At 61.4% G+C, this 17158-nt stretch carries 8 protein-coding genes; 4 read left to right on the top strand and 4 right to left on the bottom strand.

Annotated features, from left to right (window positions below; translation table 11 throughout):
• Nucleotides 1–133 precede the first annotated feature (133 nt).
• On the top strand, nt 134–2524 hold the full coding sequence (locus GGR30_RS02850; protein WP_183482295.1) for an alpha/beta hydrolase: 2391 nt from the start codon (nt 134–136) through the stop codon (nt 2522–2524).
• A 1-nt stretch (nt 2525) separates the two neighbouring features.
• On the opposite strand, the gene GGR30_RS02845 is transcribed toward GGR30_RS02850, so the two are convergent.
• Nucleotides 2526–4946 carry a DUF3772 domain-containing protein gene (locus tag GGR30_RS02845; RefSeq protein WP_183482292.1) on the bottom strand — a complete coding sequence of 807 codons (2421 nt, stop codon included), beginning with the start codon at nt 4944–4946 and terminating at the stop codon, nt 2526–2528.
• A gap of 234 nt (nt 4947–5180) precedes the next feature.
• On the opposite strand from GGR30_RS02845, the gene GGR30_RS02840 reads away from it, so the two are divergent.
• Nucleotides 5181–5813 carry a tyrosine-type recombinase/integrase gene (locus GGR30_RS02840; protein ID WP_183482289.1) on the top strand — a complete coding sequence of 211 codons (633 nt, stop codon included), beginning with the start codon at nt 5181–5183 and terminating at the stop codon, nt 5811–5813.
• A gap of 1572 nt (nt 5814–7385) precedes the next feature.
• On the opposite strand, the gene GGR30_RS02835 is transcribed toward GGR30_RS02840, so the two are convergent.
• The 3 genes from GGR30_RS02835 to GGR30_RS02825 form a co-directional block, all read right to left on the bottom strand.
• A complete protein-coding gene (locus GGR30_RS02835; protein WP_183482286.1) occupies nt 7386–8279 on the bottom strand; it encodes an MBL fold metallo-hydrolase in 894 nt (297 codons plus the stop codon).
• A 75-nt stretch (nt 8280–8354) separates the two neighbouring features.
• The gene (locus GGR30_RS02830; RefSeq protein ID WP_183482283.1) at nt 8355–8975 is read right to left on the bottom strand and encodes an NAD(P)-dependent oxidoreductase; all 621 of its coding nucleotides are present in this window, start codon (nt 8973–8975) and stop codon (nt 8355–8357) included.
• Nucleotides 8976–8990: 15 nt separating this feature from the next.
• Entirely contained in the window at nt 8991–9803 is an 813-nt protein-coding gene (locus GGR30_RS02825; protein WP_246413508.1) for a DsbA family protein, read from the bottom strand.
• Here GGR30_RS02825 and GGR30_RS02820 point away from each other — a divergent pair.
• Nucleotides 9700–10614 carry a LysR family transcriptional regulator gene (locus GGR30_RS02820; RefSeq protein ID WP_183482277.1) on the top strand — a complete coding sequence of 305 codons (915 nt, stop codon included), beginning with the start codon at nt 9700–9702 and terminating at the stop codon, nt 10612–10614. The two genes, GGR30_RS02825 and GGR30_RS02820, sit on opposite strands and share 104 nt — an antisense overlap.
• Nucleotides 10615–10824: 210 nt before the next feature.
• On the top strand, nt 10825–17136 hold the full coding sequence (locus tag GGR30_RS02815; protein WP_183482275.1) for an autotransporter outer membrane beta-barrel domain-containing protein: 6312 nt from the start codon (nt 10825–10827) through the stop codon (nt 17134–17136).
• The last annotated feature ends 22 nt before the right edge of the window (nt 17137–17158 follow it).

Here is a 17158-nt window from a genome sequence, read left to right as displayed (position 1 = left end):
GACCAGGTGAAACTCTCAGCTTGAGAGGAAAACGCCGAACCGATGATAAGGTTACAAAAGCTTCAATCAGGCAAGCTGCAGATTCGCCGATTGACCAAGAATAAAAGCTACTTACTGCAGCCTGGAGGGGTCAATGCTGGATTTCACACAAATGGCGGCTTTGCTCGCCGCTCTTTCTGCGCCGAGCGCGATAGATGATGCTTTTCCCGCAGTCGCGAGCGGCGGTGTCGATCCCCTGGTTCCGGTGCAGATCAAGGCTTGCCCTCGACCGATCGGCATGGAGGAAATAGAGGGAAAGACGATTGTTTGCGGTCTGGTTTCCGTTCCCGAAGATCATGATACGCCGGACGGCAAGCACATCGGTCTGTTCTTTACGGTCCTGAAATCGCACTCAAGCGTCCCGGAACCGGATCCGGTGGTCTATCTTCACGGCGGACCTGGAGCTGGCACTCTGGAATCGCTTGAGGGCGTGGCGCAGGTGTTCGACCCCTTCCGCCAGACCCGTGACGTCGTCATGTGGGACCAACGGGCGGCGGGTTTGTCGAGCCAGTCGGTCACCTGCTTCAATGCCATCAACGAGAACTTCCTCGATATTGCCCTTGCTCCGGATGGTGAAGTGGATCCGGACATCATGTCTGCGGCCGACGGCGAAGTGGATGAACAATTGGCCGCCTGTCTTTCCGAGCTGGAAGCGGCTGAGATCGATATTGCAAAATACAATACGGTCCAGAATGCCCGGGATGTTCCGGCCATTTTGAATACTTTGGGCTATGACAGCTATAATCTTTACGGCATCTCCTATGGCACCAAGCTGACGCTTGAAGTGATGCGGTCTGCACCGGAGGGCCTGCGTGCTGCCGTGATCGATGGTGTCGCTTCGCCGGTCGTCAAGCTTTACGATACAATCGCGACGCCAATCGACGAGGCTTTGGTCAGCCTGGCGAATGACTGTGCAGAGAACGAGGCCTGCAACGCGGCTTATCCTGAACTTGATCGCGTTATCGGCGAGGTTCTTGGAAAAGCAGCGGCGGGCGAGCTCATCATCGATGACACCAAGCTCGACGTCGACCAGATCATGGCGCCTCTCGTCACCCGAAATCAGTCATATCGCACGCCCAGCATCACGCCCTATCTTCCGGCCTATTTTTATGAACTGAATAACGGTGGCCCGACGCCAACCGTCGAGTTGCTGTTCAAGAATGGCTTTGTCCTGCCAGTTCTAGGTGAAGGCCATGTCGCCGCTGCTGCAGAAAAGCTGTCGGACAGCCAGCAGGCGCTTGCCGAGAGCGCGGTATCAGACATCGTGATTCAGCAACGCGCGCTCCGAGCGCTCCGGGACATCATTCATGATCTGAAGGATTCCGTGCATGATGAAACAATCAACGGTCCGTTGGCCGCCCTTTTCGATCAGGAGTTAACCGAGGCAACCATACCGATGGTGAAGGGCGACAGAGCGCTGATCTCCACCATGGCAACGGATTATGTAAGCCTGCAAACCGAGGCACCAGACAAGCAATTGCTGCGTACGTTCGTTGAGCGCTATTTCGAGGGCGCCACGCTGGAACGGCTGGAGGCATTGATTTCAGCGATGTCGGAGAGCGAGGTCGAAGCGACCTTTGCAGCAATCTCGACCGATAGCTTCAAATATACTGGTGAGTTCATCACCGGCGTCGACCTTCTGATTTACGCCTGTCAGGAGGACATGCCCTATAACTCCCCGGCCGGCTATCAGGAGGTCATCGACAATCTTGCCTATCCCGAGCTGACCTGGGTTGCAGTTTCGACTGCTGCCGGCCTCTATGCAAATTGCGATCTCTTCGAGAAGCTGCCGCAGAGCGGATTTCACGAGCCGGTCACAAGCGAGGTGCCCACACTCTCCTTTGGCAGCACCTGGGATGTGCAGACGGCGCAAAGCTGGGCCGCCGATGCGGTGGAACCGTTGGCGAATGGCCAGTCATTTCTGATTCACGAAGCAGGCCACGGCGCGCTCATCTTCCAGAAATGCGTTGGCGACATGGCCGTTGCCTTTTTCAATGATCCGACGCGCCGCTTCGACAATAGCTGCAGCGAAGCAACCAAGGCGAAAAACTATCACATTGCCAGTTGGGTCGGTGCGGGCACTGACGCCCGGCAGGAATACGGCGATGACGGCATGAACGACCAGGCCAGTATTGTGACGCCCGAGCAACTGGGCCTTGATCCTCAGCCTGTCGCTTTCAGTGCCGATGGAACGGCGGTGATCGAGGACCGGATCGTCAAAAGCGATGCGCGTTCTTATGTCTTCGAAGCCGCAAAGGGTGATATGATCGACATCGCCATCGAGGCTTCGACGCCTTCTGCCAATTTCAACCTGCTTCACTATGGCAATCCCGAAGCGATCTTCAGCACGTGGGGCGGCGAGCAGGGCTACAAGGGGACGCTCGATCAGGACGGTCGATATGAAATCCGCGTATTCCTTCTGGGTCAGGCCAAGGAGACGGGCTCAGCCGACTTTCAGCTGACGATCAAGCGCGGGGCGGATTGATCTATTCCTTGTCTCCGCGCAGTTGGTCGCGCAACGCCTCATCCATTGTGATGTGGACATCGCGCTGCGGGAACGGAATGCTGATGCCTTCCTGCGTGAACCGCTCGGTGATGGTGAAAAGCATGTCTGACTGAACGCCAAGCGTGTCAAAGACATCATTGATGAAGAAGCGCATGTCGAAATCGAGGCTGCTCTCTCCAAGGGAGCGGAACAGAACCACCGGCTCGGGATAGCTCAGCACAAGCGGATGGTCGACCGCCATCTCCAATAGCAGCGCCTTGACCTTCTGCGTGTCCGTTCCGTAGGCCACAGAGACAGGTACGATGACCCGGCCAAGCCTGGTGCCGAGCGTCATGTTCTTCACCGTTCCGGCGATAAGGTCGGAATTGGGAATGATGACATCATGGCGGTCAAAGGTCTGCAGGCGCGTCGAACGGACTGAAATCTTCTGGACCAGCCCCGAATAGCCGCTGACTTCCACCCAGTCTCCCTCCTTGATCGGCCTTTCGATCAGAAGAATGATTCCCGACAGGAAATTGGCGACAATCGCCTGCAAACCGAAGCCGATGCCGACCGAAAGCGCACCGGCTACAATGGCGAGATTGGAAAGGTTGAAGCCGGCAGCGCCTGCGGCAAACAGCGCCGAGAGAAAGACTCCCAGATATCCGACGAATGTAACAACCGCCGCCCGCACACCGGCATCTGCATTCGTGCGCGGCATCACGCTTGTCTGCACCGCAATCTGCACCCAGTGCGTGACAAAGACACCGATGGCGAACACGCCGATCAGCATGATGAGCGACATCAGCGAAAGCCGGATGCCACCGACATCGAACCCGGTCAGGATCAGCATCCAAAGCTCGCCTATATCGGTCTGGCGTACCCCCCAGGTCATCGCCAGAAGCGGTATGGCGACGATGCCAAGAATGCAAGCCAGCACCACGGGGATGAGAGCGGTCATACCCTTTTCTGACGCAGAAAGATCATGCTTCAGCACGCGGGCCGGAATGCCCATGCCCAACCGGTGAATGGCCACCAGTATCACCAGCAATGCCAGCGTCAGCGCCAGTGATGTCACCGCATGTCTAGCAATACCTGCATAGCCGATGGCAACCGAAACTGCGGCGATGATGGCAATGAGACGGATAGCAAAGGCGCCGGCCTGTGCGGCTCGCTGATAGGTCGGCATCTCTGCTGTGGTCGCCTCTTCGGCGTTGGTGGTGCCGATGATCTGAGCAAGACCGAAAAAGCAGGCTGCCGCCCAGACAACGGCGAGCGACAGAAGAAGGCTCTCCAGTGTGGGCGATAATATGCCGGTGAGTTGCAGCAGGTTGATGGCGCTAACCAGAGCGATCGCCCAGCCAAGCGAATGCGTCACCCATAGGCCTCGGCGCGCAAGTTCATCGCGCCGCCTGACGATTGCGGCCTGCGGATAGTTCGGCGAAAAGGCGACATGGCCAATCCAGAAGGAAAAGGCGATGACAACAGGCACCGCCAGGGCGATCTGGGTCGTGGTCGGTGACGAAATTTCCATCCCGACGATGGCAAATGGGCTTGCAATGATGAGTCCGCCGACAATTGGTAGAACGAACCGGATAATATGAATTGTCGTCAACGTGCCGGCTTTCAGCACGCCCGTGTGACCACGTTCCAGAAACTGCGTTGCCTTTTTCACCGCATAGGGGTGAACGAGATAGGTGACGATCAGTCCGAGCAGGAACAATCCGATCAAAATCGGCAAGGGGACCCGCTCCTCGCGGTCGCCAAGGGCTTCGCTGAGTGCCATCGACTGTGCGATAACCAAGGTCGTCAATTCGTTGACGCTCGTGTTCCAGTTCAAGGGGTTGAGTGGTGTGGGCAGGCGCTGGAGCAGCGAGTTGAAACCCCGTTCCCGCAATATCCGGTCCACTTCATGGATCAGCACCTCGCTACGTTCGAAGTTCTGTCGAGCGTCGATGATCGGCGTTCTGGCAACGGCCAGCGCTTCGCGCAATTGTGCCCGCTCTTCTGCGATAGCGGCAGGTTCGGTTGAGCCGTCGTCTGGGACAGGCCCCAGGGCTGAAAGCTCCGCCTCAAGTGAACGGACAATCACGCTGCCGCTCTCGATCACCTCAAAGGCTGCGGCACGTTGGCGCGCCAGCGAGGCACGTAGCGTTTTCAGTGTGCTCTCCGGCAGGACACCGCCAACAATCTGCTGTTCGGTCCGATCAAGAAGACTGAGCGGCCGCGCCTCTTTCGCCTCCTCCGTTTCAGCCTCTTCTTCTCCTACGGACGGTACGGCATCCTCAGTAACGGCAGGAGTGTCATGCTCAACGAGCCCGTCGCCAGGCATCTGTGCCAGCGTCACGCCAGCATAAAGCAGGACGGCAATCATGCTCGCCGCCAGCGCAGAGCACTCAATCCGCTTTATCCGAAATACCATATCCGCCTCACTCCCTCTCCAAGCACGCAGACCATAAGACCAGTCTACTTCACAATGGCTCCCTGGGGCAGGCCTTCCTTTGCCTTTGCTACGGAAGCAGGGTAGCGCTGAGCACGCCCAAGATACCGCCTTTCAAAAAGGCGATCATGCGCGGCCATTCCGCATTCGGGTCCTTTGGCTTTGCCATGTTCGCCTATCCTCCTGACGGCCAATGGTGGCCGAAGGAGTATCGACATGGGTATCGCAAAGTACGATCCTGCCGCTTGCGGCAGGCCTGCATGGAACGCCGGACGAATGGTCGGTGTTAAGAAACCCCTGAAGCAGCGCCAGATCTGGGCAATCCGCTTCTTTCTCGATCGCGAAGGGCGAATGCGTGATCGCGCCCTGTTTGATCTCGCCATAGACAGCAAGCTTCGAGGCTGTGATCTCGTCAAGATCAAGATCGGTACGCTGGTTTCGGGGCCGTCGATCCGGACCCGCGCCATGGTGGTTCAGCAGAAAACGGGTCGCCCGGTTCAGTTTGAGATCACAGCGGACGTGAGAGCGAGCTTGCTCGCCTGGTTGGAGCGAAGAGGTGGAACTGTTAACGACTACGCTTTCCCCAGTCGGGTCGATCCTGCCGGTCACTTGAGCACCCGGCAATATGCATGGTTGGTCGATGAATGGGTGACAGCAATCGGCTTACGGCGGGAAGACTACGGTACTCATTCACTCCGCCGAACCAAAGCGGCGATGATCTACAAGGCGACCGGCAATCTTCGTGCAGTCCAGATTCTGCTCGGTCACAGCAAGATCGAAAACACGGTTCGATACCTTGGTGTGGACATCGAGGATGCCCTCGAGTTGGCAGAGCACACAGAGATCTAAAAATACGCGGCTCCGTTTCGGCGGGGCCGTACCCCAATGGACTTCTGCAGTGCTCAGATTGCTGCCGCACTGCTTTCGCCGCGAATCAGACGTTTCAACGACCATCGGTACTAAGAACTAATTCGACGTTGGCATTGCGGTGAACCTGCGGCTTGGCCGCTGTCCGGGCGCTGGCAGCTACCGGCCTGCGCGCGGAAATTTAGTCAGCTGTATCTCTTTCAACGAAGAAAGCCGCCAGTCCGCAGTCGGCCCTTTCCGGACATTCACAATGCTGGCCACCGCTACGCCGCAGCTTCCTCAAACCGGCCCTTCGCGGCAACATGCGAGCAACGTCCTCCAACCCAATGTCCGCAGCGCGCGATTTTCAGGCTTTCGATCCTAGCGCGAGCGGTGCCCAATTCAGAATCCTTCAGATGGTCGATTTTCGTCCTTGCTGCGTGCCACGCTCCCAGAATAATCGCTCGGAAGGTCTCGCAGCAATTCTGTTGGGGCGGCGCTTACGCTGCGAGCAACAATTCTTCCAGAGAGCAGGCTGATCTCAATATCGGGATATCGCCAGATCAGGATGATCTCTTGAACACGCCCTCCGAATCCTCAGGAATCTCTTGAGCGAGCTCTTATGAAAATGGCCGGAAATCAAGAGCGAACCGGTGCTCTGTTGCATACCGCCTTACCTCTTTTGTCGGCATAACCAGCCGCGATTGTCCAGTTGGCGCGCCACAATTCTTGCCGGATTTCATGAACCAGCGATTGTCTCCGAAAGAAGCGAATTTGTCCGTCCAAAGCCGCCCGCGCGGACGAACCTCTGTAACCCTAGCCAACTCGATACTCAAGAGTCCTGGGCCGCCTTGGGGGTTGTGAATCGCAACCTCATCACCAACGACCCTTGACCGAAGGAATGCTTCTATTTCTTCCGGCGTCTGATTTCCGGCTGGATCTTCGTAGAATGGCTTTTGGGTCATGCTCAGATCCTCATTTTATAGTAGGTCAACCACTAACAGCTGGTGATGCAAATGAACCGACCCCCAAAATGTATAGTGCCAAGTCATCGGGCAACGACGACTGATGCTTCCCTTGATCAAAAGGCCAGGTGAGCCACCCGACGTTTGGAGCCTCGGCCGCTAACTCTGTGCGCACGTTCGCGCCAAACGCCCTGGAAGACCGAAGCCGGCTGCTTTAGGGATCGGGCCGAGAGCAGCTGACCGACCGAAATGGGCGCGCATTGCAGACAGTCACGCTCTGAGAAGACGGCGATTCTGTCATTCTTTCTATAAGTGTCAACGGCGGCGTAAAAACCCGCCACGGGGCGTAGCAAAAGTCGGTCACTTTGAACGCAGGCTTGAGACCCGCAGGAGGGTGTCGCCCGAGCGGGGGTGGAGGTCGGTCTGCGTTGGGCCGAGCCTGACCGGTGCTGCTAGGCGCGGCGGCTGGAATCAGCAGCGGCCCCGCAGGCGCTTGTCCTCCTGCGGGGCCGCTGTTCTCATTCCGGGTTTCTCACGGAAGCGCGCGTATCGAGCGAAGGCAGAAAGAAAACGGCCGGCCCGAATCCCGGCTGGCCGGGGTCGCCTCAGGTCAGCCCCATTTCATTTCACCGGTCGCGACCTTCGCGCCGAGTTCGAGGGAGCTTGCATCTGCCAGATCCGGGTAGCGCGTTGTCATGGCGGCAATCAGGGCGGCGCTATCGGCGGCCTTCTCCAGCTCTTCATCGAAGGCCAGAAGGTAGTCGCGGGTAAAGATCGCGGCCTCGACGCCACCGGGCGCCTCTTCCGTCTTGTGGCCGGGAACGACGATCTTAGGCTGACGCGCAATGATTTCGTCGAGCGCAGCAACCCAGGCCGCGCGCTGTTCTGGCGCAGCCGAATCCGCCACCCAGACATGGACGCCGGAAAATACCAGCACGCCGCCAAAGACAGCTTCGAGCGACGGCACCCAGAGATAGCGGCGGTCATGCATTGCCGAAATCTCGGCGATTTCGATCGTCTGCCCCTCCAGCTCGAGCGATGGCTGGTCCGACGGCGTGGGGATGACCACCTCGGCGAGGCTCTGCGGACCATTGTCCTTGAGCATCGGTCCCCATGTTGCGAGTTTGCTCTCCACATTGCCGTTGATGGCTTCGACGGTCACCGTCCTGGCGATCACCTTTGCCTCCGGAAAAGCCTCAACGACGGGGCCCAGGCCGAAGTAATAATCGGGATCGCTGCAACTGACATAAATGGTCGTCAGCGTCTTGCCGGTATCTCTGATCGCCTGGGCGAGGGCGCGGCCATCCGACAGGGTGAAGCCGCCATCGAGCAGGATCGCTTCGGTCGCGCCGCTCACCAATACCGGTGTGCGGCGAAAGCCTGCCTGTCCGGCCTGAAACACCTGCCAGTCGAGCGGCGCTCCGGCAGCAAAGGCACGGCGTCCGGCCATTGCGAGAGCCGATGCCGCCAGTGATAATTTCAAAGTCTCTCTGCGCGTGATCATGTTTCATCTCCCTTTCTTGGTGAAATGTAGAGCGTGGACGTCAAAGGCAAGCCACGCTCAAGGATCTGACCGATTTCAATAGGCAGCGGTGAAGAGCTGGCGGCGGAACTGCGGGTGTTCGACCTCATCGAGCAGCGCGACGGCGTAGTCCTCGGCGCTGATACGGCTATTGCCTTCGGCGTCGGAGAGCAGGACATCCGTTTGCAGGCGGAAACTTCCGGTCCGTTCTCCGGGCGCGATCTCGCCCGCCGGTGCCTGAACCGTATAGTCGAGATCCGAGGCCTTGATGCGTTTATAGGCAGAGCGCATGGCGCGGGCCTCGGCGGCATAGGCATCCGGCACGACATCGGCGACCGGTGTGCCGTCGGGCAGGTTCAGAGAACCTGCGCCGCCGACCATGACCAGGCGGGTCTCGCCAAGCGCCGCAACCAGGGCCGTGGCGTAGGACACGGCTTCTTCCTCCGGCTTGCCGCTGCTGCGCGGGCTGGTGGCCGAGATCACCGTGTCGACGCCGGCCGCAAGTTCGCTCAGCCTTTTGACCTCCGTAACGTCCAGTGCTTCGGCGGTGAGGCCCGCACGAGCCTCGATCCTGTCGGGATTGCGGGTTGCGGCCACCACGTCATGGCCGCGGGAGAGCGCTTCATTCACAATGCGCGAGCCGACCATGCCGGTGGCGCCGATGACGAGAAGTTTCATTGTCTTTTCCTTATTTCAGGCAGCAAGCGCTGCGATGCGTTCGGGAGATTGATAGAAATCGCCGATATTGATGATCTGCGTGCCGCTGGCATCATGACGGAGCAGGGCGGGTACGCCCGACAAGCCGTAACGCGCCAGAAGTGATGCGGCCTCCTCACAGATCGCGCGGGCCTGATCTTCTGCCCCGTCCAGGTCGGAGGTTACCCCCACCTCCGCGAGAGCCGCCTCGATAACGGCTTTGTCGGCTGCCGAGCGGCCGTTGACGAAGCGTTCCCGCTGCAGCCGGGCGGCGAGCGCCATTTCGGCCTTCGCGCCGCGACCGTGAACCAGTGCCGCCGCCTTTGCGGTCAGGCCGGACTCCAGCACTTCGTCCGGAGCTTGCAGAATGTTCCGCGCATAGGCATCGCTGAATTCCTGGCCGGAAAGTGATGCGATGCGGCGATCATACTGCATTGCCATCCGGCCGAAGCCGTCGCCCATCCGGTGGGCGTTGGCGCCCTGGAACAGGTGCCGGTGAAGGACCTTCACCTCGGCGCCGCTGTTGACCAGGGCGGTGATCACGGGCTCGCCACCGTAGCACCAGCCACAATAGGTATCGTAGATATAGGTAAAATGCGGCATGCGGTCGTCTCCGGCGTTTTCTTTGTGGCGTACAGATAAGCGGTGACGAATGTTTGCCAAAGGGCGTATATTTTGACTGTGTGTCAGTCGAAAGGATACGATCATGCGGAATTTCACCCGGCTGCAATATTTCACCGCTATCGCGGAAGCTGGCACGATCACGGCCGCAGCCGAACGGCTGAACATCACCAAGGCAGTCGTCAGCAAGCAGTTGCAGCTTCTCGAGGCCGAGCTTGGCACCGCGCTGGTGATCCGCAATTCGCGGCACCTGAAGCTGACGGAGCGGGGAGCGGCCTTTTATGAGAGCGCCCGCGCCGCCCTGATGCAGATTGAGGAGGCATACAGGGGCGCGCAGCAGGGCAACGAGGTTCCGACCGGTGAATTGCGCGTGACTGCGCCCCTGGATTTCGGCGTTGCCTTTGTATCCGAGGCGACCGCCGCGTTCGCCCGCCGCTATCCTCAGGTCAGTGTTGATCTGAATTTCACCGATGCCCGTCTGGACCCGGTCGAGAACCGGTTCGACATCGCCTTTCGTGTCGGCTGGCTCAAGGATTCGGCAAATATCGCGCGGAAGCTTGCGGACTTTCAGCAATTCGCCGTCGCTGCGCCGACATTGATGGAGAGCCTCGACCGGCCGTCCGTGCCGGATGACCTGATCGCGCTCCCCTTCATTGCCAACCGTGCCCTGACCGATGCGGACCGCTGGCTGTTTCAGGGCGCGGGCGAACCGGCGCGGAATGTGGCGCTGACCCCAGCGATCCGGGCCAACACGGCGATGGGGATCAAAGCGTGCGCGATGGCCGGCGGCGGCTTTGCGATCCTGCCGGATTTTCTCGTCAACGATGCGTTGCGCGATGGCAGTCTGGTCCGCCTCCTGCCCGATTTCACGCTGATATCCGGCGGCATCTATGCTGTCTTCCCGCCAACCCCGTTTCGCTCTGCTGCGACACGGCAGTTTCTTCACGTTCTGCAAGGTCGATTGCACGCGGCATTCAGGAATGCGCTTGCGTCGGGCTGATGCGGCAACAGGATCGATGGCGGCCGTCAGGGCTTTTCATCCTCTTTCCTGACGCGATTTTTGGCAGGAGTGCACGTATAGGGTGTTGAAATTGTTGACTTTGTTCAATTGTCTTCTGGAAATGCCTAAACTATCCTGCTGCCTGGTCATGGGGGCATGACGAGGGGACAAGACATTATGAAGACCAAGACGCGCGCTGTAGAAACTCCCGTGAGAAGCGGCTTTGACAAGAGCCCAGCCAGAAAGGGTAGCGCACGCCTTTCGCGACTTCTTCTCGCCTCAACCCTCCTCAGTCCGCTTCTCGTGGCTCCGGCCTGGTCTTCCGACACTGTGAGCAATGACGGCGCGAACGCACCGCTCAATTACCAGGGCGGCGGCACAAACTATCCCGATTATTCCGGCAGTCCGCCCGATCCGCTTCCTCCCGGCGGAAACGGTGCGGTGGTGACCGTCGATGTTACGGGTACGATCAACAGCCAACCCTCCGGCACGGCGCCCGTTCAGGTGGATGTCTCAGGCGGCAAGGGTGGCGGTGCCGGCATGTCCGGCGGTTTTGACGACACGCCCGATGTTTCAGGTGCGCCGGGCGGCGCTGGCGGCAGCGCGACGATCACCTCAGGCGCCACGCTTGCGGCAACGGGCGGCGGAACATCCGCGATTTCGGTGAACGGCAATGGCGGGCAGGGAGGCAATGGCGGCGCGACAGGGGCTTTCTGGGACGATCCCAATGGCTCCGGCGCCGGCGGCGCAGGCGGAAAATTGTCACTGACGCTTGATGCCGGCGCGGGCGGGATGCAGCCGGTAATCTCGTCGGCAGGCGCTAACGCCGGCGCGGTGCATATCTCCGCTGCGGGTGGAAACGCCGGCGCGGGCCAGAACGAGGGTGAGCCGTTCGGTACCGAGGCAGTTGGAGGCAATGGCGGTGCGGGTGGCACGATCACGTTTACGGGCCGGTCCGCCCATATCGAAACCTCCGGCGAAAACGCGCCGGCGCTCTGGGTCGATGCCACCGGCGGTGATGGTGGCCGTGGCGGCACGGAACAGAACGGCGGCAATGGCGGCGCGGCGCAATCTGTCACGATCAATCTGGGCGAGAATATTTCCCTCAAGACCACCGGCAAAAGCGCCGCCGGCCTCTACGCCTCTGCCAATGGCGGCGCGGGCGGCGCGGGCGGGTCCGGCGGCAGCCTCGGCGATGGCGGTGATGGCGGCGCGTCCGGGGCGGGGGGAACAATCGGGGTCACCCTTTCCGGCATGATCGTTACCGAAGGGGATGACTCGCTCGGGATCGTCGCGCATTCCTATGCCGGTACCGGCGGCGCCGGCGCAGGCTCGATCGATCCCTTTTATGCCGATGCGGGCACCGGAGGCGCAGGTGCCGCTGGCGGCGCCATCACGGTGACGACAAAGTCAGGATCATCGATAAAGACAAGCGGCGCAGGCGGGCTCGCAATCCTCGGGCAGTCTGTCGGCGGCGGCGGCGGCAATGGCGGATCGTCCTCTGCGCTCGTTTCGATCGGCGGCAATGCAGGCGGATCGGGCAATGGCGGCGCCGTCACGATCTCCAGTACGGGCAAGGTGACGACCGATGGTGCTGGCGCCATCGGGCTGGCAGGATTCAGCGTCGGCGGTGGCGGCGGGCTCGTTCTCGGCTCCCAGCTCGGAACTACCGGCAGCGGCGGTTCCGCGGGCGGTGCGTTCTATGCCGGTGGCGGTGCCGGCAGCGGCGGTGGTGCGGGCGGCGCCGTCCGGATCGCACCCATTGGCAGCATCACCACCAATGGCAGCAATGCGCACGCCGTCATCGCCCAGTCGATTGGCGGCGGCGGCGGTGCGGGCGGCGGCTCCTTCGCCGAAAACGGCTTTTTGACGGTGACGATCGGCGGCAGCGGCGGCGATGGCGGTAATGGCGGGGCGGTCACGGTCTCGCCGACCGTTCTGAACAGTGCTGTCGCAGCCGAGGCCGCCAGTTCAACAATCGAGACATGGGGGGTGGGTGCCTATGGTATCAACGCGCTTTCGGTCGGCGGCGGCGGTGGTGATGGGGGCGGGGCAACCGGTGCAGCCTTCGGCATTCCGATCCAGGGCGTAAGCCTTGCCGTTTCGGTCTCGATCGGCGGCAATGGCGGCAAGGGTGGAGCGGGCAGTACGACCAACGTCACCAATCTCGCCTCCATCATCACCAATGATGATGATGCGCTCGGTATCTATGCTGCCTCGGTCGGCGGTGGCGGCGGCTCCGGCGGAGCGGCAACGGCGTTTTCCGAAACACCGGTGGCGGGCCTCAGCGACAAGGTCTCCATTTCCGCCAGCGTTGCCGTTGCCGGCACAGGCGACGGTGGTGGCGATGGCGGTGCGGTGACCGTCACCAACAAGGGCAAGGTCACGACCCACGGCGATCAGTCCTACGGTGCGCTTTTGCAGTCGATCGGCGGTGGCGGCGGTCTTGGCGGCAACTCCCAGGCGACCTCGGCAACGACGATCCTCAGTTCGCTCTCGACCGATGCGGCTCAGGGCAAGAACGGCGCAGTCAGCGTCAGCCTTGCCGGAAATGCGGGCGGCGGCGGTGCAGGTGGCGCGGTCAAGCTCACCAATGATGGTTCCATCACGACCCACGGCAATTCCTCCGATGCGGTCATCGCCCAGTCTGTCGGCGGCGGTGGTGGCACGGGTGGCGCGGGCGCGGCCTACGCGCCGCAATGGGTTACGATCGTGGCCGGGGCCAGCGCATCGTCTGCCGTGACACTCGGCGGCAGGGGCGGCGGTGGCGGCGCAGGCGGAGCGGTAACCGTCACCAGCACAGGCGCGATTTCCACGGACGGATCGAACTCGCGGGGTATTCTCGCGCAGTCGGTTGGCGGTGGCGGGGGGCTCGGCGGAGGCGCGACATCAAATGCGACTGCGGCCAAGATGCAGGTGAGCTTCAGCCTCGGCGGTTCCGGCGGTGATGGCGGCGCTGGCGGCGCTGTGGCCGTCACGAGCGAGGAAGGGGCCTCGATCACCACCAAGGGGCATGGCAGTACGGGCATTCTCGCCCAATCGGTCGGCGGCGGGGGCGGAACCGGCGGCAGCGCCACGGCCGCGAATTCGCTTGGCTCGGCGAACATTGCCAAGGCGCCCAAGAGCATCATCAAATACTGGACCAGGCTCGAAAACTGGTGGAAGGGCCGCAGTTCCGTCAAGGGGCCGTCCAGCACGATCACCTTTGATATCGCACTCGGCGGTTCCGCCGGAAAAGGCGGGGCAGGCGGCACGACGATTGTGAAGAACCATGGCGCGATCACAACCAAGGGCGCGATTGCGGCAGGTATTCTCGCCCAGTCCGTCGGCGGCGGCGGCGGTGCGGGCGGCGCAGCATCCGGCGGTGGTTCATCGGCCGGGGGCACTGTGATCATCGGCGCAAGCGGCGGCGATGGCGGCGATGGCGGCAAAGCCTCGGTAACGAACTCCGGCACGATCGGCACTGCGGGCAATCACTCTTTCGGTATTCTTGCCCAGTCCATCGGCGGCGGCGGCGGCCTGGGTGGTGTGGCTGCGGATGAAAAGTCGCTGCTGCCGATCCACGCGCTCGAGTTCCGCAATGGCGGCGATGGCGGAGCCAGCGGGAGCGGCGGCGAAGCCGCCATCACCAACAAGGGCAGCATCACCACATCCGGCACGCAAAGCCATGCGCTCGCAGCCCAGTCCATCGGCGGCGGCGGCGGCTATTCCTATCTCGATGGTCAGGCCTTTGTGGAAAGCGATCTGCCGGAAAATGCCGGAGGGCCGCTCTACGCCCAGCCAGGAACGCCTGAAAATGACGGAGCCAGCGCGGGCGGCGAGGTCTTTTCGGGTGTATCTGTCACCCTTGGCGGCTCGGGCGGATCCGGCGGCAACGGCGGATCGGTCTCGATCGAGAACACGGGGACGCTGATCACGAAGGGTGATGAAGCCTCCGGCATTTTCGCCCAGTCCGTTGGCGGCGGCGGCGGTGTCGGTGCTATCGGCCACGGAGCGACGCTTTCGGGCGGCGACCTGACCTATGGACCGAGCGGTGGAAACGGCGGTACGGGCGGTGACGTCAAGGTGACGCTCGGCGGCGACATTACGACTGGCGGAACCGGCGCCGTTGGCGTTCTGGCCCAGTCTGTCGGCGGCGGTGGCGGGCATATCGGCGGAATCGATACTGGGGTTGCGACGGTCGTTTCGCCGCTCGAACTCTATGGTTCTCCCGCTGCAGGCGGCACGGGCGGCGATGTGGTGATCAAGACGAATGGCGGACCGGTAGCGATTACCACCACCGGCTACGGCGCCCATGGCATTTTCGCCCAGTCTGCTGGCGGCCTCGGCGGTTCCGCGGGGACATATGCTGGCGTCTTCAGCGTATTCAATGCGCTTCTGGCAACGTCCGGCGATGGCGAGGCTGCTGTTGCCGGCGACGTGACGATCGACCTTGAAGGAACGGTCAAGGCGACCGGCACGGGATCTGTCGGCATTTATGCCGAGGCGCTCAGCAACGGTCCGCTTTCGGTTTCTGCGGATGATCTTCCGAAGATTGCCGTCACGGTCAACGGCGATGTGACGGGCGGCAGTGGCCCGGCAGGCGCGGGCATTGCCATTGCCGGCGGCATGGCGAACACGATCAATGTCAAGGGCGGTACGGTTTCAGCGGGCGAAAACGGTTTCGCCGTCGCTGCTGCGTATACCGGGCTCGCATGGCAGGCGAATGGCAGTGTTTCGACCTCCGGCGCGAACCTGACGACGCTTTCCAATGCGGGCACGGTCAGCGGCAATGTCGATCTCGGTGTCGGGCAGAACCGCTTCGAGAATTCCGGAACGCTGAATGCCGGCGAGTGGATCGTCATCGACAACGACACAGACTACGCCAACAGCGTCTATCCGGTGAGCGGACCGCCGGTCAACGGCCGCACCCAGTTCTGGAAGACAATCTTTGCGGCGAACCAGACAGAAGGCGATATCGCCAATCCCGTGCCGACGGGAAGCGGTGTGAACAGCACTGCCGATACGTTCGTAAATAGCGGGACGATCAATGTTGCGGGGCCTGGAACGGTCGGGTTCTCGAATTTCTATGTCTCGAACTTCACCCAGCAGGCCTCCGGCACGCTTTCGGTCGATGTGGACCTTGCCGATGGGCAGATGGACTGGATCCGGATGCAGACGGAAGGGGCTGCGGTCTCTCTTGCCGGTACGGTTGCGCCTACGGTCGTTGCCCTGCCGCAAACCCGCGATCCGTCGCAGCCGCTTCCCGGCGCCGCGATCTTCAGCGTCAGCGGCACACCGGTTGCGCCGTCTGTTGCCGCACTTTCCGTCACGGACAGCTTCGTCGTCGACTACGTGCTGTCGTCGGGCTCCTATCAGGGGCTGCCGAGCGCGCTGCTCGCTGCCGAAAGCCTCGATTTCGATCCCGCCGGGGTTGGCCTTTCGGGCACGGCGCAGTCACTTGCGTCCTACTACCAGCAGGAATGGCAGAGCGGCGATATCGGCAATCTCGGCTCTTCCATGGTGGCGCTCGCCAATGTCGCGGCAGGCGATACCGAAGGCTATGCGCAAATGCTGACCTCGCTTTCGCCGCAGGGCGCGGTCCGGGTCGCAGCCGAGCAATCCGGCAAGGTCGTCAGGCTTGCCGATTCCCTTCATTCCTGCCCGGTCTTTACCGGCGAAACAGCCTTCCTCACGGAGGAAAGCTGTGTCTGGGGCAAGGTGACGGGTGGAAGCATCAGGACGTTTTCGTCAAATGGTGCGCCGGGCTATGAGACAGATACCACCGCCTTGCGCTTCGGCGGCCAAAAGGCGCTCGAGAACGACTGGTTCGTGGGCGGGTCCGCGGTGTTCGGGCAGAGCAGCACACATGCTTCGAATGGCAGCTTTTCCTCCAGCACGGACGACTACGGCCTTGGCCTCGTCGTCAAGAAGCGCATTGACGGTGCGTTCGAACTTGCCGCATCGGGCAGCTATATCTTCAGCGATATCGACCAGACGCGCTATCTCAGCCCGACAATCGTCGGAGGCAATGGAGATATCATTCCCTCGCAACCCGAGGCTCATGTCTTCGTCGGCCGTCTGAGGGCGGCCTACTATGCCGATCTCGGCAGCTCCTATCTGAAACCGCATCTCGACTTCGATACGATCTACACCCATGTGCCTGGCTATTCGGAGAAGGGCGGCAGCGCCTATGCTGCAGATCTGGGAAGTGTTGACGATGTGGCGATCGGCATCCGTCCGGGGCTTGAGTGGGGTGCGCGCGTCGATCTTGACGGCGGCACGCTTCGGCCCTTCGCCAAGGCCAGTGTGAGCTGGTGGCACGACCGCGACATCGCTCAGGATACGCGGTTCAGGGGGTCTTCCAACCGTGGATCGAGCTTCAACACGATCTATGATGGCCAGGACTGGGTCGGCCAGGGCGCGCTCGGCTTCGAATATGTTGCCGATGGCGGCTTTGAGATGCGCGTCCAGTATGAGCTTGAGGGCAATCGCGATACCGTCGCCCAGACGGTCACTGGGCGTGTCGGCTGGCGCTTTTGAAAGCTGATCACCGATCGCGCCG

The sequence above is a fragment of the Martelella radicis genome (assembly GCF_014196625.1).
Lineage (GTDB): Bacteria > Pseudomonadota > Alphaproteobacteria > Rhizobiales > Rhizobiaceae > Martelella > Martelella radicis.
Note: the sequence above shows the minus strand (reverse complement) of the source record. Positions and strands in the feature narration are given on the sequence as shown.